A 22,392-nucleotide genomic window follows, 5' to 3' on the forward strand; every position below is an offset into this window, starting at 1 on the left:
AGCGTGGCGTCGAACGTCGAGGACGTCCTACCGCTGACGCCTCTCCAGCAGGGCATGGTGTTCCACGCCCTGCTCGGCGAGGGCGTCGACGTCTACACCGTGCAAACCGTGCTGCACCTGTCCGGCGACGTGGACGCCGACCGGTTGCGCACGGCCGCCGACCGGCTGATGCGGCGCCACACGACCTTACGAGCCTCGTTCCGCACCCAGTCCTCCGGCCAGTTCGTGCAGGTCGTCTACCGATCGGTCGACCTGCCGTGGCACGAGGCCGACTGCGCGGACCCCGAGGCGTTGCGGCGTCTGCTGGAAGCGGACCGCACGGCGCCGTTCGACCTCGGCCGGCCACCGCTGGTGCGCTTCACGCTGGCGCGCACCGCAACCGGCCCGGTGCTGATCATCTCGGCGCACCACCTGCTGTGGGACGGCTGGTCCGCCCCTGTGCTGGTGCGCGAGCTGCTGACCCTGTACTCGGGCGGGGAGCTGCCGCCGGTGCGGCCGTTCCGCGACCATCTGAGCTGGCTGTCCAAACAGGACACTCAGGCCGCCTCGCGCGCGTGGGCGGACGCGCTCGCGGGACTGGACGGCCCCACGCTCGTCGCCACCGGCGAGGCGCCCTCCGGGTTGCCCACCTTCGTCGACACCACCCTGCCCGCCTCGACGACGGCAGCGCTCACCCGCACCGCGCGTGACCGCGGCCTCACCGTGAACTCCGTCGTGCAGGCGGCGTGGGCTCTCGTGCTGGGCGAGCAGACCGGCCGTGACGACGTCGTCTTCGGTGCCACGGTCTCCGGCCGCCACCCCGACGTGGCCGGCGTCGAGTCCATCGTCGGCATGCTGATCAACACCGTGCCGGCCCGCATTCGCCTCTCCCCCAGCGAAACCCTCGCCGAACTGGCCACGCGCGTGCAGGCCGAACAGGCCGCCCTGCTCGACCACCAGCACCTCGGCCTCGCCGACATCCAGCGTGCGGCGGACCAGTCGACGCTGTTCGACACGCTCCTGGTCTTCGAGAGCTATCCCGGTACGGACTTCGAGGACTCGCTGCTGACCGCGATCGAGTCGCACGACGCCTCCCACTACCCGCTGGCCCTGCTGGTCGTCCCCGGCGAGTCGCTGTCGCTGCGCCTCGCCCACGACCCGGCCCGCTTCACCGCGGCCGACCGCGTCGCAGCGCGTCTGCTGGACGTCCTGGAGCGGTTCGCCGCCACGCCCGACCTGCTCGTCGCCCACCTGGAACCGTTGTCTCCCGCGGAGTTCCACGCCACGATCACGGTCCCGAACTCGACCGCGCACCCCGTGCCGGACACGACCCTGGTGGAGCTGTTCTCGCAGCAGGCGGCCCGTACTCCGGACGCCACCGCCGTCGTCTTCGAGGACTCCTCGCTGACCTACGCCGAACTGGACGCACGGGCGGACGAGCTGGCGGGACAACTCGCCGCCAGGGGCGTCCGTCCCGGCTCGATCGTCGGTGTGCACCTCGACCGCTCGCTCGAACTGATCGTCGCACTGCTCGGCGCACAACGCGCGGGTGCGGCCTATCTGCCGCTCGACCCGTCCTACCCGGCCGACCGCCTCGCGATGATGATCGAGGACGCCCGGCCGGTCGTGGTGCTCGAACCGGGCCTGCTCGACGGTCCCACCGCCGAAATCGTGACGCCCGCGCCGGGTGACTCGGCCTACGTGATCTACACGTCCGGCTCCACCGGCCGCCCCAAGGGTGTCGTGGTGTCGCACCGCGCGATCGTGAACCAGCTGCTGTGGATGCGCGCCGAGTACGGGATCACCCCGGACGACCGGGTGCTGCAGAAGACCCCGTCGAGCTTCGACGCGTCGGTGTGGGAGCTGTTCCTGCCGCTCGTCAGCGGCGCCACCCTCGTCGTCGCGAAACCGCAGGGGCACAAGGATCCTTCCTACCTCGCGGAGCTGATCGAGCGGGAACGGGTCACGACGGCACAGTTCGTGCCCTCCGCGTTGCGGGTGTTCCTGGACGCCGGCGCGCCGCCGGCATCCCTGCGCCGGATCGTCTGCGGGGGTGAAGCGCTGCCGTCCGACCTGGCCGGCGCGGCGCCCCACGTCCACAACGTCTACGGCCCCACCGAAACCACCGTGCAGGTGACTCGCTGGGACGCGAGCGAAGGAGCGGGGACGGCCACGGTGCCCATCGGCCGTCCGGTCTGGAACACCCAGGTCCACGTGCTCGACCGGTACCTGCGGCCGGTGCCGCCCGGTGTGCCGGGCGAGCTGTACGTCGGCGGCGCCCAGCTGGCCGACGGCTACCTCGACCGGCCCGGCCTCACCGCAGCGCGGTTCGTCGCCAGCCCGTTCGTTGCGGGACAACGGCTTTACCGCACCGGCGACGTGGTGCGCTGGAACGGCGTGGCCCTGGAGTACCTCGGCCGGTCGGACGACCAGGTCAAGGTTCGCGGCTTCCGCATCGAGCTGGGTGAGGTCGAGGCGGCCCTGACGGCGCTGCCGGGGGTTCGCGCGGCGGCGGCTCGGGTGTTCGCCGAACGCCAGCAGCTCATCGGTTACGTGACCGGCGACGGACTCGATCCCGCCGCGGCGCGGCGTGCGTTGCTGGACCGGCTGCCGGAGCAGCTGGTGCCGTCGGCGATCATCGTGCTGGACGAGATGCCGTTGACGCCGAACGGGAAGCTCGACCGCAGTGCGCTGCCGTCACCTGAAGTCGCGGAGTCCGCCGGTGAGGCGGCGCGTGATCCGCGCGAGCAGGTGCTGGCGGGGCTCTTCGCCGACGTGCTCGGCGTCGAGCGGGTCGGCAGGGACGACGACTTCTTCGCGCTGGGCGGGCACTCGCTGCTCGCGACCAGGCTGGTGAGCCGGATCCGCCGCACGCTGAACGCCGACCTGCGGATCCGTGCGGTGTTCGACGCACCCACGGTCGCCCGGCTGGCGCGGTTGCTGGACGGTGGCAACACGCGGCCCGAGCTGGTGGCACGGGAACGGCCCGCGGTCGTGCCGATGTCCGCCTCGCAGCGCAGCCTGTGGTTCCTGCATCGGCTGGAGGGCCCGGACGCCACGTACAACCTCCCGTTCGCGGCGCGGCTGACGGGACGGCTCGACGCCGACGCCCTGGACGCCGCACTCACTGACGTCGCGGCTCGGCACGAGTCGCTGCGAACGTTGCTGTCCGACGAAGGCCAGCACGTGCGGGAAGCCCCTGCCATCAAGGCGATCAGGCGCGCCGGTGCCGACGAGAAGGAGTTCGTCGAAGCGGCGGCGAACCGGCCGTTCCGGCTCGACGAGGTAATCCCGTTCCGCGCCGAACTGCTCACCATCGGCCCCGCCGAACACGTCCTCGCCCTGGTCGTGCACCACTCCGCGGCCGACGAGTGGTCGGCCCGTCCGCTGTTCCGGGACCTGGCCACCGCCTACGCGGCGCGACGGGAAGGCGAAGCTCCGCAGTGGGCGCCCCTCCCGGTTCAGTACGCCGATTTCGCACTGTGGCAGCAGGAACTCGCCACCGACCACGAGCGTGCCCACTGGGCGAAGAAGCTGGAAGGTCTGCCCGAGGAGATCGCACTCCCGGCCGACCGCCCACGTCCGCGCGAGACGACCCGCAAGGCGGGCAGCGTCACCGTCGAGTTCCCGGAAGGGCTCGCCGGCCGCCTGCGCGCGCTGGGCCGCAAGCTCGGCGTCACCGAGCTGATGATCGGCCAGGCCGCCACCGCCGTCCTGCTCGCGGCGATGGGCGCAGGTGACGACATCCCGCTGGGCACCCCGGTCGCCGGCCGCACCGACGCCGCCCTCGACGACGTCGTCGGCTACTTCGTCAACACGCTCGTGCTGCGCACCGACCTGTCCGGCAACCCGGCGTTCCGCGAGCTGCTGGCACGGGTGCGCGACGCCGACCTCGACGCGTTCTCGCACCAGGACCTGCCGTTCGAGCAGGTCGTCGACGCGCTCGGCCCGCCGCGGTCGCCGGGCAGGCACCCGCTCTTCCAGGTCATGGTGTCGCGCCGGGACGACGGCGCGGCCGACCTCTCCCTCGCGGACCTCGTCGTCGAGCCGATCGCCACCGGGGTCACCGGGGCGAAGTTCGACCTGGCGTTCCACTTCGGGGACGACGACTGCCTGATCACCTACTCGGCCGACCGGTTCGACCAGTCCACTGTGGACCAGTTGGCGCGCAGGCTGGTCCAGGTGCTGACGACCCTCGTCGCCAAGCCGGAGCAGCGGATCAACACCGTCGACCTGCTCGACGACACCGAACGCGCGGTGCTCGACAGGTTCAACGACACGGCCGAGGAACGGCGGGTGACCACCCTCACCGCGCTGGTCGAGGAGCAGGTGGCCCGCACTCCGCAGGCCGTGGCCGTCGAGTTCCACGAGCGGTCGCTGACCTACGCCGAGCTCAACGCCAGGGCCAACCACCTCGCCCGCAGGCTCCAGGAAGCCGGCGTCGGGCCGGAGCGCACGGTCGGCATGCACTGGGAGCGGTCGCTCGAGCTCGTCGTCGGGTTGCTCGCCGTCGAGAAGGCCGGTGGCGCGTTCGTGCCGCTGGAGCCCTCGTGGCCGGCGCAGCGGATCGCCGAGGTGGCCACCAGCGCGAAGCTCGCCGCCGTGCTGAGCGGGCCGGAGCACGACGAACCGGTGCGCGGCCTGGGCATCCCCGTGCTGCACGTCGACCTCGACGCAGAGGATCCGGTGAACCTCGGCGTGGAGATCGAGCCGGAGAGTCTCGCGTACGTGATCTACACGTCCGGGTCCACCGGCACGCCCAAGGGCGCGATGATCAGGCACCGGGCCATCACGCACCGGCTGCTGTGGCAGCGGGAACTGCTCGGCTTCGGGCCGGGTGACGGCGGGTTGTTCAAGGCGCCGCTCGGGTTCGACATCTCCATCAACGAGGTGTTCCTGCCGCTCACCACCGGCGCCAAGCTCGTCATCGCCGAACCCGGCGGTGAGCGTGACATCGACTACCTGCTCGGGATCATCGAGCGGCACGACGTCACCTACACCTACCTGCCGTCGTCGATCCTCGACCTGCTGATCGCCCTGCCGGACTTCCAGCGGCGCGGGCGGTCGCTGCGCCACGTCTGGTGCGGCGGCGAGGTGCTCACGCCGGAGCTGTTCGCCCGGTTCCGCGCGGTCAGCGACGCGGTGATGTACCACGGTTACGGTCCGGCCGAGGCGACGATCGGCGTCAGCCACGTCGTGTACCGCGAGCCGAGCGCCGTGCGTGGTGCGGTGTCGATCGGCCGCCCGAACGGCAACACGCGGCTGCACGTGCTCGACACGAACCTGCGGCGGGTGCCCGTCGGTGTGCCCGGCGAGCTGTACGCGGGTGGCGTGTACCTGGGCCGCGGTTACATCAACGACCCGCGCCGCACGGCCGCGGCGTTTGTCGCGGATCCGTTCGGGCCGCCCGGTTCCCGCCTGTACCGCACCGGTGACCTCGCGCGCTGGTGCCCGGACGGCACGCTGGAGTTCCTCGGCCGTGCCGACAACCAGATCAAGATCCGCGGCATGCGGGTCGAGCTGGAGGAGATCGAGGCCGTTCTCGAACAGCACGAGGGCGTGCGCCGGGCGGTGGTGCTGCTGCGCGACAAGCGTCTCGTGGGGTACTACATCGGGTCCGAAGTGGACGGTCTGGTCGACTGGCTGCGCACCCGGCTGCCGGACCACATGGTGCCGCAACGGTTCGTGTTCCTCGACGAGTTCCCGCTGATGCCCTCGGGCAAGGTGAACCGCAAGGCGCTGCCGGAACCTCCCGCGGAGACGACCACCGGCCGGGAGGCGGAGACGGCGGCGGAGAAGCTGCTGTGCGGTCTCATGGCCGACTTGCTGAAGATCGAACGGGTCAGCCCGGAGGACAACTTCTTCTCTCTCGGTGGCGACAGCATCCTGTCCATCCAGTTCGTGGGCAGGGCTCGCGCCGCCGGGCTGCGGATCTCGCCGCGCCAGGTCTTCGAGTTCCAGAACGCCGCAGCGCTCGCCCGTGTGGTCGGCGAACCGCCTGCCGCGCACGACGAGGAGCGCGCGAACGGTGTGGGCGAGGTACCGCTGACGCCGATCATCCGCTGGTGGGCGGCCTCCGGCGACGAGAAGACGGCTCAGTCCGCGTTGTTGCGCGTGCCTCCCGCCGAAGGGCCGGAACCGTTCGCCGATGCCGTGAACGCTTTGCTGTCACACCACGACATGCTGCGCGCCCGGTTCGCCGACGGCGTGCTCACCGTGCCCGCCTCCGCACCCGAGGGTGTGTTCAGCCACATGCGGGTGGACGGCGCCCTGGAACCGTTGGTGCACCAGGAGTTCGAGCGCGTCTCAGCCGAGCTGGACCCGGCAGCGGGCGCACTCCTGCGAACGGTGTGGTTCGACCTCGGACCAACGACGCCGGGCCGGCTGCTGCTCGTGATCCACCACCTCGCCGTGGACAGCGTGTCGTGGCGAGTCCTGGCAGGTGACCTGGAGCGGGCCTTCACCTCCCGGACCGAGGGCAACCCGGTCAAGCTCGACCCGGTGCCGACCTCGTTCCGCTGGTGGGCCAGGAACCTGCCCACGCCGTCCGAAACCGAGGCGCAGTGGTGGCAGCAGCAGGCCTTCGCCGCCACCGAGCCGGTGCGTCCTGGCCCGATCGCGGGGTCGCGCACCGACGAGATCGACGGCGACCTGGCGGCCGCGATGCTGCGTGAGGTGCCCGGTGCGTTCCGCGCGGGTGTGCAGGACGTGCTGCTGGCCGCGCTCGCGACCGCGCTGGGCAAGGCCGAGACCGTCGCGCTGGAAGGCCACGGCCGCGAGGAGCACCTCGTGCCCGGCGCCGACCTCTCCCGCACCATCGGCTGGTTCACCACGGTCTACCCGGTCGCGCTGACGCCAGCCGCCACACCGGGCGACACCCTCAAGCAGGTCAAGGAAAAGCTGCGCGCGGTGCCGAACAACGGCATCGGCCACGGACTCCTGCACGGGGAGACGGACCCGGTGATCGGCTTCAACTACCTCGGCCGCTTCGACCTCGCGACCGCGGAGGGCTTCTGGGTGCCCGCGAGCGAGCGGTTGCCGGAGCCCGGCACCCAGCACCGGCCGCTCGAGATCAACGTCGTCACCGAGGACCGGGCGGACGGTCCGGTCGTCAAGGCGACCTGGTCGTGGACCGGTGCCAGGACCAGGTCCGAAGTGGACCGGATCGCCCAGGCCTGGCGGACGGCGCTGGAGGCGCTCGTCGCCGAGACGCGCGGGGGTGAGGTGTCCGCGCTGACCCCGTCGGACGTGCCACTGGTGTCTTTGCAGCAGAAGCAGCTGGACAAGATCGCAGCGAAATGGCGGAAGAAGTGAGCGACCCCATCGAGGACGTGCTGCCGCTGTCGCCGTTGCAGCAGGGCATGCTGTTCCACGCCCTGTTCGACGAGTCGGCGGACGACGTCTACACCGCGCAGTTCGTCCTCGGCCTCAGCGGTGACGTCGACGCCGGCCGGCTGCACGAGGCGGCGCAGGCGTTGCTGGACCGGCACGCCAACCTCCGGGTCGCACTGGTGCACGAGGACGTGGACGAGCCCGTCCAGGTCGTCCTGCGCGACGTCGAGCTGCCGTGGGCCGAGCACGAGCTCACGACCGCCGAGCTCGCCGAGTTCCTCGAGCGCGACCGGGCCACCAGGTTCACGCTCGACGAGCCGCCGCTGCTGCGGATGACGCTCGTCGAGCTGGCCGAGCGGGACTTCCGCCTGGTGATCAGCAACCACCACGTGCTGCTCGACGGCTGGTCGCTGCCGCTGCTGGTGCGGGAGCTCCTCGAGCTGTACCGGGGCGCCACGCCGCCCGCGCCGCGGCCGTACCGCGACTACCTGGCGTGGCTCGCCGCGCAGGACCGCGACACGTCCGTCACCGCGTGGCTCGACGCGATCGGCGACGTCGAGGGCCCGACGCTGCTCGCCCCGGCGGCGCCGAAGGTTCCCGTCCGGCCGGGCAAGGTGCGGCTGGAGCTGCCGGAGGACCTGACCGCGCGGATCTACGCCCGCGCCCGTGAGCACAGCCTCACCGTCAACACCGTCGTCCAGGGCCTGTGGGGACTGCTGCTCGCGCGGGCGACGAACCGCAGGGACGTCGTGTTCGGCGCGACGGTGTCCGGCCGGCCGGCCGACCTGCCCGGTGTCGACAGCATGATCGGTCTGTTCATCAACACCGTGCCGGTGCGCGTGCGCACCCGAGGCACGGTGCTCGACGTGCTGAGGTCCGTGCAGGACGAGCAGGGCGCGTTGATGGAGCACCAGCACATCGGCCTGACCGAGGTCCAGCGCGCCGTCGGGCAGGGCGACCTGTTCGACACGCTGGTGGTGTTCGAGAGCTACCCGGTCGACACCGACGCCGTGGCCGAACAGGAACGCGCCGCGGGCATCACGATCAGCCAGGTCGAGGTCGACGACTCCACGCACTACCCGCTCACCCTCGCCGTCGGCGCCGAGGAACGGCTCACGGTCGTCTTCGAGTACCGGCCGGGTGTTTTCGACGAGACGTGGGCACACACGCTCGCCGAGCGGTTCCGGCGCGCCGCCGAGGTGTTCGCCGACCAGCCGGACATCGACGTGCGGCACGTGGAGCTGTTGAGCGACAACGAGATCGCCGCTCTCCGCGAGTGGGGCACCGGCAAGGTGCTCGACACCTGCGGCACTCTCGCGGAGGTGCTGGCCGAGCAGGCCCGCCGCACGCCGGACGCGGTCGCGATCGTCGCGGGTGAGCGCAGGCTGACGTTCCGCGAGTGGAACGAGCTCGCGAACCGGGTGGCCCGCAGGCTCATCGAGGCGGGTGCCGGGCCGGAGAAGATCGTCGCGCTGCTCCTGCCTCCGGGTCCGGACGTGCTGGTGGCGCTCGCGGCGGCGTTCAAGGCGGGCGCCGCGTACCTGCCGCTCGACCCGGAGTGGCCGGCCGAGCGCGTCGACTTCATGCTGCGCGACGCCGAACCCGCGATCGTGCTGACCAGCCTGCCCGACGTCACCGACGTGCCGGGTGACGACCTGGAGCCGATCGCCCGGCCGGAGCACCCCGCGTACGTGATCTACACCTCCGGGTCCACCGGCACGCCCAAGGCGGTCGTGGTGCCGCACCGGGCGATCGCGAACCTGCTGGTCAGTCACCGCACCGATCTCTTCGACCCCGCTCGGGCGCGCGTCGGCCGCCCGCTGCGGGTCGCGCACGCGTGGCCGATGGCGTTCGACGCCTCGTGGCAGCCGATGCTGTGGATGTTCGCCGGGCACGAGCTGCACCTGGTGCCCGCCGACACCCGGCGCGACGCCGACCTGCTGCGGAAGTTCCTGGCGGACCACGAGATCGAGTTCGTCGAGCTGTCGCCGTCGCTGCTCGCGCAGGTCGCGTCGGAACCGGGCTGGCGCGGTGCGCTGAAGGTGCTCGGTGTCGGCGGCGAGGCGGTTCCGCTGCCGTTGTGGCGGTCGCTGCGCGCGGAGCCGGACCTCGCGATCTACAACCTCTACGGGCCGACGGAATGCACCGTCGACTCGGCGGCGTGCGACTTCGACCGCACCGAGAACCCGTGCATCGGCTCACCGGTCGGCAACGCGCACGCCTACGTCCTCGACCGCGACCTGCGGCCGTGCCCGCCGGGCGTCGAGGGCGAGCTGTACATCGCGGGCGAGGGCCTTGCCCGCGGCTACCTCAAACGTCCTGGCACGACCGCCGAGCGGTTCGTCGCCGACCCGTTCGGCGCGCCCGGCACCCGCATGTACCGCACCGGTGACGTGGCGCGGTGGAACGGCGAGGGCCTGATCGAGCTGCTCGGCCGCGTCGACGACCAGGTGAAGATCCGCGGGTTCCGCATCGAACCCGGTGAGATCGAAGCGGTGCTGCTGCGCGACGAACGCGTCCAGCGCGCCGTCGTCATCGCCCGCGAGGACGTGCCGGGGGTGAAGCAGCTCGTGGCGTACGTCGTGGCGAGCGGCACCGACGGGCTGCGCGAGCAGGTGGCCGCGGGTCTGCCGGAGCACATGGTGCCGGCGGCGATCGTGCGCGTCGACTCGTTCCCATTGACCCGCAACGACAAGCTCGACGTGAAGGCACTGCCCGCGCCGGACTGGACGGCGGCGGCGTCCCGGCCGCCCGTCACCGAGCGGGAGAAGCAGATCGCGGAGCTCTTCGCCGAGGTCCTCGGCCTGCCCGTGGTCGGGGCCGACGACAGCTTCTTCGCCCTGGGCGGCGATTCCATCGTGTCGATGCGGCTGGTGAGCAAGGCACGTGGTGCCGGACTCTCGTTCAGCCCGCGTGACGTGTTCGAGCAGCGGACCGTGGCCGCGCTGGCGGCTGTCGTCCGCGACGCCGTCCACTCCGGACAGTCGGACGGCGTCGGCGAGGTGCCGCTGACGCCGATGCTGCACTGGCTGCGCGACAACGGCCCGTACGACCGGCTCAGCCAGGCCCGTCTGCTCTGCACGCCCGCTGAACTGACCGAGCCGCGGCTGGTGGAGCTGGTGGGGGCGCTGCTCGACCGGCACGACGTGCTGCGCGCACGGTTCGACGGCGGTTTCACCGTTCCGCCGCGTGGTTCGGTGCAGCCTGTCGTGCGCCGGATCGACGCGACCTCCTCGTCCTACCAGGACATCGCACGGCTGCTGCCGGCGGTGATGGAGGAGGAGCTGGCCGAGCTGCGCCCCGCGACCGGTGACATGGCGCGGTTCGTGTGGTTCGACACCGGCGACCGTCAGGGCCGGCTGCTCGTGCTGCTGCACCACCTCGTCGTCGACGGCGCTTCGTGGGGTGTGCTGGTGCCCGAGCTCGCCGGTCTGTGGAACGGCGAGGGGCTGCCACCGCTCGGCACGTCGTTCCGCGAGTGGGCCACCGGACTTCAGGAGGCCGCACGGGCGAAAACGCCGGAACTGCCGCTGTGGCGCCAGATGCTCTCCGGCCCGGATCCGTTGCTCGGCACGCGCAGGCTCGACCCGGCGGTCGACACCCGCGCCACGATTCGCGCAACGCGCACGTTCCTCGACGAGGAGACCACCGAAGCGTTGCTGACGAGGGTGCCCGCGCGGCACGGCGTCACCGTCGACGACGTCCTGCTGTCCGGCCTGGCGCACGCGGTCTCCCGTTGGCGGGACACGTCCGACACGTCCCTGCTGCTGGCGCTGGAAGGCCACGGGCGTGAGGAACAGGTCGTGCCCGGCGCCGACCTGTCCGGCACGGTCGGCTGGTTCACCAGCGTCTACCCGGTGCGCGTCGATCCCGGCGATCTCGCCTCGGACGTCCACAAGGGACTGCGGCAGGTCAGCGAGCAGCTCGCGGTGCCGGACAAGGGCATCGGCCACGGCCTGCTGCGCTACCTCAACCCGGACACGGCGGCCGAGCTGGCACGGCTCCCGGAGCCTCAGCTGGAGTTCAACTACCTCGGCAGGCTGACCATCGGCGAACGCGAAGGCGAGCCGTGGACCGGCGCGCCCGAGGTGGGCGCGATGGGTGGCGGGGCCGACGACGCCGCACCCGCCCCGTACTGCCTGGTGCTCAACGTGCTGGTGCGCGGGTCGGTCCTGGAGGCCGACTGGCAGTGGCCGGCCGCGCTCTTCACCGAGGACCGCATCCGCGAGCTGTCGCGTGAGTGGTTCGCCGCGTTGACGCTGATCTCGAAGGAGACCCCTGGTGAGTGACCTTGCCGCCCGCAAGCGCGAGCTGATGCGCCGCAGGCTGGCCGAGGCCGGTCTCGCGAACACGGCGCAGATTCCCAAGCGTGACAGCGACGACGACCTCCCGTTGTCGTACGCGCAGTCGCGGATGTGGTTCCTGCAGCAGATCGCGCCGAACAGCCCCGCCTACAACGTGTGTCTCGCGATCGACCTGCGCGGCCCGCTCGACACGGCGGCGCTGCACCGGTCGTTCCAGCGGCTGGTGGAACGCCACGAGATCCTGCGCACCCGCTACACCGAGGGCGCCGACGGCGAACCCCGCCAGGTCGTGGACAAGTTCGCCGTGGTGACCATGCCGGACTCCGATCTGCGCGGACTCGACCCCGTCGAGCGGGACGGCGCCGTCGCGCGGATCGCCCGCGAGGAATCCGGGCACGTCTTCGACCTGCGGCGCGAGCACCCGTTGCGGCTGCGGCTGCTGCGGCGCGGCGAGGACGACAACGTGCTGGTGCTGACCGTGCACCACATCGTGTGGGACGGCTTCACGTTCAACACGCTCTCCCGCGACCTCTCGGCGCTGTACCGCGAGGACACGACGGGCCGTCCGGCCGAGCTCGACCCGTTGCCCATCCAGTACGCGGACTTCGCGGTGTGGCAGCGCAAGACGCTCGACTCCAAGCTCGACCGCGAGATCGAACACTGGCGGCGCGCGCTGGACCCGATGCCGGAGAACCTGCCGCTGCCGACGGACCTGCCCAGGCCCGCCGTGCGGTCGGACCGGGGCGACCGGATCTTCCGCACGTTCGATCCGAGCGTGACCGAACTGGTCAGCGAGTTCGCGCAGACCCGTGGCGTCACGCCGTTCATGGTGGTGTTCGCGGCCTACGCGGCACTGCTCGGCCGGTACACCGGCGCGACCGACGTGCCGATCGGCTCGGCGTCGATGAACCGGGACGCGGGCGAGGTCGAGAAGCTGATCGGCAACTTCGGCAACACGCTGGTGCTGCGCGCCGACCTGACCGGCGACCCGTCGTTCGCCGAGCTGGTGCAGCGCGTGCAGAAGGTGTGCACCGACGGCTACGCGCACCAGGACCTGCCGTTCGACCTGCTCGTCGAACGCCTGCGGCCGCCGCGGGTGCCCGGACGCTCGGTGCTGTTCGACGTGATGCTGCTGTTCCTGGTGCAGGGTCTGCAGGGCTTCGACCTGCCGGGTGTGCAGGCCGGCTGGGAGACCGTGCACAACGACACGACCCAGTTCGACCTGGCGCTGGAGGCGTTCGTCACCGGCGGGCAGATGCGCGTCGAGGCCACGTTCTCCACCGAGCTGTTCACCCACGCGACCGTCGGCAGGTTCCTGGCACACCTGGAGAACCTGCTCACGACGGCGCTCGCCGACCCGTCGGCCAGGTTGAGCGCTCTGGACTTCCTCGCAGAGGACGAACGGTCGCAGCTGCTCGGCGCCGAGGCCGAGGTGCCGGACACGACGCTGGTGGAGCTGTTCTCGCAGCAGGCCGCCCGCACCCCCGACGCCACCGCCGTCGTCTTCGAGGGCTCCTCGCTGACGTACGCCGAACTGGACGCGCGGGTCTCCGAGCTGGCCGGACGCCTGGCCGCTCAGGGGGTTCGGCCCGGTTCGATCGTCGGTGTGCACCTGGACCGCTCACTGGACCTGATCATCGCGCTGCTCGGCGCGCAGCGGGCCGGTGCCGCTTACCTGCCGCTGGATCCGTCGTACCCGGCCGACCGGCTGGCCATGATGATCGAAGACGCCCAGCCTGTCGTGGTGCTCGAACCGGGTCTGCTCGACGGTCCCGCCGCCGAAGTCGTGGCGCCCGCACCGGGTGACGCGGCCTACGTGATCTACACCTCCGGGTCCACCGGCCGTCCCAAGGGCGTCGTGGTGTCGCACCGCGCGATCGTGAACCGGTTGCAGTGGATGCAGGACGAGTACCGGCTCACCGCCGACGACCGGGTGCTGCAGAAGACGCCTTCGTCGTTCGACGTCTCGGTGTGGGAGTTCTTCTGGCCGCTCGTCACCGGCGCCACCCTCGTGGTCGCGAAACCGGAAGGCCACAAGGACCCCGCCTATCTCGCGGAGCTCATCGACCGCGAGAACGTCACGACCGTCCACTTCGTACCTTCGATGCTGCGCGCGTTCGTCGAGTCCGGCGCCCGGCCCCAGTCCCTCAAGCGCGTGATCTGCAGCGGCGAGGCGCTGCCGTCCGACCTCGGACGCGCACTGCCCCACGTGCACAACCTCTACGGCCCAACCGAAGCAGCCGTCGACGTCACCTACTGGCCGGCCTCCGCCGGGGTCGGCACCGGCACCGTGCCGATCGGCCTGCCGGTCTGGAACACCCAGACCTACGTGCTCGACCGGTTCCTCAAGCCGGTCGCGCCCGGTGTCGCGGGCGAGCTGTACCTCGGTGGCGTGCAGCTGGCCGAGGGGTACCTCAACCGGCCTGGCCTGACCGCCTCACGGTTCGTCGCCAGCCCGTTCGGCGCGGGACTACGGCTCTACCGCACCGGTGACCTCGTCAGGTGGACCGGGCACGCCCTGGAGTACCTGGGCCGCACCGACGACCAGGTCAAGATCCGCGGCTTCCGCGTCGAGCTGGGCGAGATCGAGGCGGCGCTGACGGCGTTGCCGGAGGTCGTGAGCGCGGGCGTGGTGACGCGGACCGAACGCCAGCAGCTCGTCGGCTACGTCGTGCTGCGCGAGGGTGCGGACGTGACGGCGATCCGGCCCAAGCTCGCCGCCGCGATGCCCGAGCACCTGGTGCCGTCGGTGATCGTCGAGATCGACCAGCTCCCGTTGTCGCCCAGCGGGAAGCTCGACCGCAGGGCACTGCCGGAGCCCGAGCTCACCGCCGTGTCCGAAGAGCCGGCCACGCCGAGTGAGCAGGCGGTCGCCGCGCTCTTCGCCGAGCTGCTCGGCGTCGAGCGGGTCGGCAGGCACGACGACTTCTTCGCGCTAGGCGGGCACTCGCTGCTCGCCACCCGGCTCGTCGGCCGGCTGCGTTCCGACCTCGGCGCGGAGATCGCGATCGGTGAGGTCTTCGAGGCGCCGACGGTCGCGGGACTCGCGGCACTGCTGGACTCCCACGGCCGCAGGCGGCCCGCGCTCACCCCGATGCCGAGGCCGCGGCGGATCCCCCTGTCGTCGGCACAGCAGCGGTTGTGGTTCCTGTACCGGCTGGAAGGGCCGAGCGCGACCTACAACGTGCCGTTCGCGGTGCGCATCGACGGCCGGCTGGACACCGACGCGCTCAACCTCGCACTCGCGGACGTCGTACGGCGGCACGAGGTGCTGCGCACCATCTACCCCGAGTTCGAGGGCAAGCCGTACCAGCAGGTGCTGGACGTCCTGCCGTCGCTGAAGTTCGGAGAGGGTGCACCTCGCGAAGCGGCCGCACGGGCGTTCGAGCTCGACCGCGAACCGCCGTTCGAGGCCACGCTGTACCGGGCCGGCGACAACGCGCACGTGCTTTCGCTGCTGACACACCACATCGCGAGCGACGGCTGGTCTGCCGAGCGCCTCGTCGCGGACTTGACGACGGCCTACCACGAGCGGTCGCGCGGCCGTACGCCCACGTGGACGCCGCTGCCCGTGCAGTACGCGGACTACGCGCTGTGGCAACGGGAACTGCTCGGCAACGACGCGGACCAGAAGAGCCTCGCCGCCGGTCAACTCGCCTACTGGACGCGGCAGCTCGCCGAACTGCCGGAGGAGATCAGCCTTCCCGCGGACCGGCCGCGTCCCGCCGAGGCGACGTACGCGGGTGACGCCGTGGCGTTCCGCATCGACGCGCGGACCCATCGCGCTCTGGCGAACCTCGCCCAGCAGTCCGGCGGCACGGTGTTCATGGCCGTGCAGGCGGCGGTCGCGGCACTGCTCGGCCTGGTCGGCGCCGGCGACGACATCCCGCTCGGCGTGCCGGTCGCGGGCAGGACGGACGCCGCGCTCGACGGTCTCGTCGGGTTCTTCGTCAACAACCTGGTGCTGCGCACCGACCTCAGCGGCGACCCGACGTTCCGGCAGGTGCTGGACCGGGTGCGGCGCACGGACCTGGAGGCGTACGCGCACCAGGATCTGCCGTTCGAACGTGTCGTGGAGGCGCTCAACCCGGCGCGGCAGTTCGGCAGGCACCCGCTGTTCCAGGTGATGCTCGCGTTCCAGCGGGCGTCCGGCGGGCCCGTCCCTTTCGGTGCGGCGTCGCTGCGCGAGGAGCACGTCGACTTCTACACCGCGCGGCTCGACCTGTCGTTCCACCTGTTCGAGCACTCCGGCGACGGAGGACTCGACGGCTGGCTGGTCTACAGCGAGGACAGGTTCGACAGGTCCACTGTGGACGACCTGGTGGCGCGGTTCACCCGTCTGCTCGACCAGCTCGTCGCCCATCCCGACCAGGCGCTGTCGAGGGCTTCCGTGCTCACGTCCGATGAGCGGGAGGCGCTGCTCGGACGCACCACCGACCACCGGGTGCCGGACACGACGCTGGTGGACCTGTTCTCTCAGCAGGTCGCCCGTACGCCGGACGCGACCGCGGTGGTGTTCGAGGGGTCGTCGCTGACCTATGCCGAGCTGGATGCCCGCGTTTCCGAACTGGCTGGACGTCTGGCAGCACGGGGTGTTCGCCCCGGTTCGATCGTGGGTGTGCGGCTGGACCGTTCGCTGGAGCTGATCGTCGCGCTGCACGCCGTGCAACGGGCGGGCGCGGCTTATCTGCCGCTCGACCCGTCGTACCCGGCCGATCGTCTCGCGATGATGGTCGAGGACGCCCAGCCCGTGGTGGTGCTGGAGCCGGGGCTGTTGGACGGCCCGAGTGCTGAAGTGGTGGCGCCCAGGCCGGGTGACGCGGCGTATGTGATCTACACGTCCGGTTCAACCGGGCGTCCCAAGGGCGTGGTGGTGTCGCACCGCGCGATCGTGAACCGGTTGCTGTGGATGCAGGACGAGTACGGCCTGACCGCTGAGGATCGCGTTCTGCAGAAGACGCCCTCGTCGTTCGACGTCTCGGTGTGGGAGTTCTTCTGGCCGCTCATCACCGGCGCCACCCTCGTGGTGGCCAAGCCGGAAGGCCACAAGGACCCCGCCTACCTCGCCGAGCTCATCGACCGCGAGAACATCACGACCGTCCACTTCGTACCGTCGATGCTGCGCGCGTTCGTCGAGTCCGGAGCACGGCCGGAGTCGTTGAAGCGGGTCATCTGCAGTGGCGAGGCGTTGCCGTCCGGCCTCGGACGCGCACTGCCCCACGTGCACAACCTCTACGGCCCAACCGAAGCAGCCGTCGACGTCACGTACTGGGACACGGCGGAAGGTGTCGGCGACGGCACCGTGCCGATCGGCCGGCCCGTCTGGAACACGCAGGTCTACGTGCTCGACCGGCACCTGCGCCTGGTCCCGCCCGGCGTGCCGGGAGAGCTCTACCTCGCGGGCGTCCAGCTCGCCGAGGGCTACCTGAACCGGCCGGGCCTCACCGCCTCGCGGTTCGTCGCCAGCCCGTTCGGCACCGGCGAACGGCTGTACCGCACCGGCGACCTGGTGAAGTGGACCGGGCATGCTTTGGAGTACCTGGGCCGCACCGACGACCAGGTCAAGATCCGCGGCTTCCGCGTCGAGCTGGGCGAGATCGAGGTGGCGGCCGCGAAGGTCGCCGGCGTGCGGCAGGCCGCCGTGGTCGTGCGGGACGACCGGCTCGTCGGCTACGTCGTCGGTGACGCGACGCCGGACGCCATCCGTGCCGAACTGGCCCGCGAGCTGCCCGACCACATGGTCCCGGCCGCGCTGGTGCCGCTGACCGAGCTGCCGCTCACGCCGAGCGGCAAGCTCGACCGCAACGCGTTGCCCGCGCCGGACTTCGCCGCGCTCGCCGGGAACGCCAAACCCGCCGACGAGCGGGAAGCCGTGCTGTGCGCGCTGTTCGCCGAGGTGCTCGGACTGCCGGAGGTCGGCGCACAGGACAGCTTCTTCACGCTCGGTGGCGACAGCATCCTGTCCGTTCAGCTCGTCAGCCGGGCTCGCAAGGCAGGGGTGGTGATCACCCCGAGGCAGGTGTTCGAGCACCGCACCCCGGCCGCGCTGGCCACGCTGATCTCGGCACCCGCACTCGCGATCTCCGACGAGCCGGTGGGCCGGGTCGAGCCGACGCCGATCATGCGCTGGACCCGTGGCGGTCTCGCACAGGCGATGCTGCTGGTCGCGCCGGACGGCCTGACGCACGACGGGCTGGTGCGGACCGTGCAGGCCGTGCTGGACCGTCACGACGTTCTGCGTTCCCGGTGGGACGGCACGACCCTGGAGGTGCCCGCGAACTCGTTCGACGCGGCCGAGGTCGTCCGCCGTGCCACGAACGACCTGGACACCGAGCTGACCGCGGCACGCGAACGCCTCACCGCCGACCGGATGATCCAGGTCGTGCGGTTCGAGGACCGCGTGCTGATCGTCGCCGACCACCTGGTGGTCGACGGGGTGTCGTGGCGGATCCTGATGGACGACCTCGCCGAGGCGTGGGCGGGCCGGGAGCTCACACGCACCGGCACGTCGTTCCGGCGCTGGTCGCAGCTGCTCGCCGAACAGCAGCGCGGCGGCGAGACCGGCCTGTGGCGCGATGTGCTCGACGGCGCGGACACCGTGCTGCCACTGGGTGGCGAACAGCTCGTCACCGAGTTCACCGTGCCGCTGCCCGACTCCACGGGCGTCCGGGAGCTGCTGCTGGCGGCGCTCGCACGGGCGTTGGAGACCTGGCGCGGCCGCAGTGGTGACGTCGTGGTGGCGGTCGAGGGCCACGGCCGGGAGGAGCAGATCTCGCCCGGCTGCGACCTGTCCGCGACGGTCGGCTGGTTCACGACGATCCACCCGGTGCGGCTGCGGCCGGGTATCCGGTTGCGCGACATCGCCGAGCAGCTGGACGCGCTGCCCGACCACGGGCTCGGCTACGGCCTGGTCCGGCCGTTCGCGGGCCTGCGCGAACCCACGATCGTCGTCAACTACCACGGCCGCCTGCGCGAGGGCACGGGCGCGCCGTGGACCGTGGCACCGGAGGCACCGGCGCTGCGGGTACCGCCGAAGACACCGCACTGGGCGTTGGAGGTGAACGCCGTCGCCGTCGGCGACACGTTGCGCGTGGAGGTGACGGGCCCTGACGAGCCGGGGCTGGTCGGGAAGTTCCGCGCGGAACTGGCAGGCAGCGCGCCGACGGCGATCGACACGTCCTTTGTGGACGTTTCCGCAGAAGACATCGACGAGTTCGAAGTGGAGCTGGGCACGTGGTGAGTCAGCAGCCGACAGCGGGGGAACTCCTGCGCGAGGTCACCGACCTGTTGGGGCCGGAGGCGGCCGGGCTGTCGGAGAACGACAGCCTGATCGAGTGGGGCCTCGACTCCATCCAGCTCATGCAGGTGGCGAACAAGTGGCGGCGCAGCGGTGTGAAGGTGCCGTTCGCGCTGCTGGCGAAGAACCCGACGCTCGCGGACTGGCGGAAGATCCTCGCTGACGCCGCGGGCGTGGCGCCGGAGCCGGAGGTGACGGTCGAGGTCGACGAGAGCGCGCCGTTCCCGCTCGCGTTGATGCAGCACGCGTACTGGATCGGCCGCGACGAGGAGGCCACGCTCGGCTCGGTCGCCGCGCACCTCTACGTCGAGTTCGACGGGCCGGACCTGGAGCCGGTGCGGCTCACGACGGCGGTGCGCAAGCTCGTCGCCCGGCACGGCATGTTGCGCGCGGAGTTCGGTGACAACGGCAAGCAGCGCATCCTGCCCGACCGCCGCCAGGACCCGTTGACCGTGCACGACCTCCGTTCGCTGGACGAAGACGTGGTGGCGCAACGGCTCGAGGAGCTGCGGGACGCCTCGTCACACGCGCGCCTGGACGTCGCGAACGGTGAGGTCTTCCACGTGGCGCTGAGCCGTCTGCCCGGTGGCAGGGCCCGGTTGCACGTCGACGTCGACATGCTGGCCGCGGACGCGCTGAGCTACCGCGTGCTGCTCGCCGACCTGGCACGGTTCTACGACGAGCCCGACCACGTGCCCGCGCCGATCGACTACAGCTACCCGCGTTACCTCGCCGAGCGCGAGCTGAGCCGCAAGGCCGAGCAGGACGCCGCGCGGGAGTGGTGGCAGCACCGGATTCCCGAGCTGCCGACCGCGCCGGACCTGCCGCTGGTGCCCGAGTCCGAGCGCGCGGACGCCTCCCGCGTGACCCGGCGCCACCACTGGCTCGCACCGGAGGACCGCAAGCGCCTCGCCGCCCGCGCGCACGAGCACGGCCTCACCCCGGCGATGGTGGTGGCGGCCGCGTTCGCCGAGACGCTGTCGGCGTGGAGCGCTCAGCCGCGGTTCCTGATGAACCTGCCGATGTTCGACCGGCAGAGCGATCACCCCGACGTGGACAAGCTCGTCGGCGACTTCACCAGTTCCGTGCTGCTGGAGGTCGACCTGAGCGAGGAAGCGTCGTTCGTGACGCACGCACGGGCGTTGCAGGCGCGGATGCACGAGGACGCGGCGCACGCGGCCTACTCGGGTGTCGAGGTGCTGCGCGACCTGTCCCGCCACCACGGCGAGCAGGTGCTGGCACCGATCGTGTTCACCAGCGCGCTGAACCTCGGCGAGCTCTTCGACGCCCGCGTCCGCCGCTGCTTCGGCGAGGCTGTGTGGATCGTGTCGCAGGGCCCGCAGGTGCTGCTGGACGCACAGGTCACCGAGGTCAACGAAGGCCTGCTGATCAACTGGGACGTGCGCGAGCACGCCTTCCCCGAGGGCGTGATCGACGCGATGTTCGCGGCGTTCCGCGACCTCGTCACGAACCTCGGGCAACGCGACGACGTGTGGGAGCGTCCGGCTGGGGGCGCGTTGCCCGAGTCCCAGCTCCAGGTCCGTGCCGCGGCCAACGCGACCGAGGGCCCGCGCAGCGGCAAGCTGCTGCACGACGGGTTCTTCGCGCTGGCACGGGAGACGCCGGACGCGCCGGCGTTGCTGTGGGGCCGCGACGGTGTGCTGACCTACGGCGAGCTGGCCGACAGGGCGCTGCGCATCGCGGGATCGCTGGTGGCTGACGGAGTCCGGCCGGGAGACCTGGTCGGCGTGAGCCAGCGCAAGGGCCCGGAGCAGGTCGCCACCGCCATCGGTGTGCTGGCTGCGGGCGCCGGGTACGTGCCGATCGGCGTCGACCAGCCTCCCGCGCGAGCCGAGCGGATCAAGCGCATCGCGGGCGTCGACCACGTGCTGACGTCGTGGGACTCGACGGCCGAGCCGCTGGCGTCACCGGTGACGGTGCCCGAGGAGAACATCGCGTACGTGCTCTTCACGTCCGGCTCCACCGGTGAGCCGAAGGGCGTCGAGGTGCCGCACCGGGCCGCGATGAACACCATCGACGACCTGAACGAGCGCTTCGGCATCGGCCCGTCCGACCGCTGCCTCGCCGTGTCGGCGCTGGAGTTCGACCTCTCCGTCTACGACGTGTTCGGCCTGCTTTCCGCCGGCGGCGCTGTCGTGCTGGTCGAGGAGGACGACCGCAAGGAAGCCCGCCAGTGGGTGGAGCTGGCCGCCACACGCGGCGTGACGCTGGTGAACTGCGTGCCGGCGTTGCTCGACATGCTGCTCGTGACCGCACGGCCCGGCGAGCTCTCCGGTCTGCGCACGGTGCTGCTGGGCGGCGACTGGGTGGGCACGGACCTGCCCGGCCGGGTGTTCGAGCAGTCGCCCTCCTGCCGGTTCGCGGGCCTCGGCGGCACCACAGAGACGGCGATCCACTCGACGGTGTGCGAGGTGCGGGAGGTGGCGCCGTCGTGGCGTTCGGTGCCCTACGGCACACCGCTGCGCAACGTCGCCTGCCGGGTCGTGGACGTGCGCGGCCGCGACTGCCCGGACTGGGTCACCGGCGAGCTGTGGATCGGTGGCGACGGCGTGGCCCACGGCTACCGCGCCGACCCGGAGCGCACCGCGGACAGGTTCGTCACCTGGGAGGGCCGTCGCTGGTACCGCACGGGCGACCTGGCGCGGTACTGGCCGGACGGCACGCTGGAGTTCCTGGGCCGCCGCGACCACCAGGTGAAGGTGCGCGGCATGCGCATCGAACTGGGTGAGGTCGAGGCGGCGCTGGCCGAGTTCCCCGGTGTCCGGCGAGGAGTGGCGGGCGTGGCGGGCACGCAGCTCGTCGCTGCCGTCGCGGGCGAGGTGGACGGCGAGGAGGTCCGCGAGTTCGTCCGCACCCTGCTGCCGCCGCACATGGTTCCGACGCGTGTCATCGTGCTGGACGCGATGCCGTTGACCGCCAACGGAAAGGTCGACCGCAAGGCCGTCGCCGCACACTGGGCGGCCGAGGCGGACACCTATGTCGCACCGGTTTCCGCGCTGGAGCAGGTGCTGGCGAAGATCTGGGCCGAGGTGCTCGGCGTCGAACGGGTCGGGCTCGACGACGCGTTCTTCGCGCTGGGCGGCGACTCGGTGCTGGCGACGATGATCGTCGGCCGCCTGCGGGAGGCGCTGGACACGTCGGATGTGACGGTGCGGACGCTGTTCGCGACGCTGACCGTGGGCGCGATGGCGGCCAGGATGCAGGCCGACGAGGCGGTGCCAGGGCGGCTGGCCCAGGTCGCGGAGATCTACCTGGAGATCGACGCGATGACCGAGGAAGAGCTCGGACTCTAGTGGCGGTCCCGGAACGTCGGCGAGGTGATCCACGTTCAGCAGGGCACCTCGCGGCACCACGATCCACCCGTCTGACCGCGAATTCCCCCGGCAACGTTCCGGGCCGCACCACTGGAAACGCCGAAGGGGCGTGCATCCCGCGGGAAGCACGCCCCTTTTTCGTTCG

At 71.4% G+C, this 22,392-nt stretch carries 4 protein-coding genes; all 4 read left to right on the forward strand.

Annotated features, from left to right (window positions below; translation table 11 throughout):
* Positions 1-3 precede the first annotated feature (3 nt).
* Genes C8D87_RS25570 through C8D87_RS25585 form a run of 4 tightly spaced genes read left to right on the forward strand, consistent with a single transcriptional unit; the run spans position 4 to position 22,226 of the window.
* Entirely contained in the window at positions 4-7,293 is a 7,290-nt protein-coding gene (locus tag C8D87_RS25570) for a non-ribosomal peptide synthetase (RefSeq protein WP_112228649.1), read from the forward strand.
* Complete coding sequence (locus C8D87_RS25575) at positions 7,290-11,600, forward strand: non-ribosomal peptide synthetase (RefSeq protein ID WP_233442279.1); 4,311 nt, start codon at positions 7,290-7,292, stop codon at positions 11,598-11,600. Before C8D87_RS25570 ends, C8D87_RS25575 begins: the two co-directional genes overlap by 4 nt.
* The gene (locus C8D87_RS25580; protein WP_112228651.1) at positions 11,593-18,855 is read left to right on the forward strand and encodes a non-ribosomal peptide synthetase; all 7,263 of its coding nucleotides are present in this window, start codon (positions 11,593-11,595) and stop codon (positions 18,853-18,855) included. The genes C8D87_RS25575 and C8D87_RS25580 overlap by 8 nt, the downstream gene beginning before the upstream one ends.
* Positions 18,849-22,226 (forward strand): non-ribosomal peptide synthetase, encoded by a 3,378-nt coding sequence (locus tag C8D87_RS25585; protein WP_112228652.1) that lies wholly within the window; start codon positions 18,849-18,851, stop codon positions 22,224-22,226. The genes C8D87_RS25580 and C8D87_RS25585 overlap by 7 nt, the downstream gene beginning before the upstream one ends.
* The last annotated feature ends 166 nt before the right edge of the window (positions 22,227-22,392 follow it).

Origin of the sequence: Lentzea atacamensis (genome assembly GCF_003269295.1) — a bacterium.
Lineage (GTDB): Bacteria > Actinomycetota > Actinomycetes > Mycobacteriales > Pseudonocardiaceae > Lentzea > Lentzea atacamensis.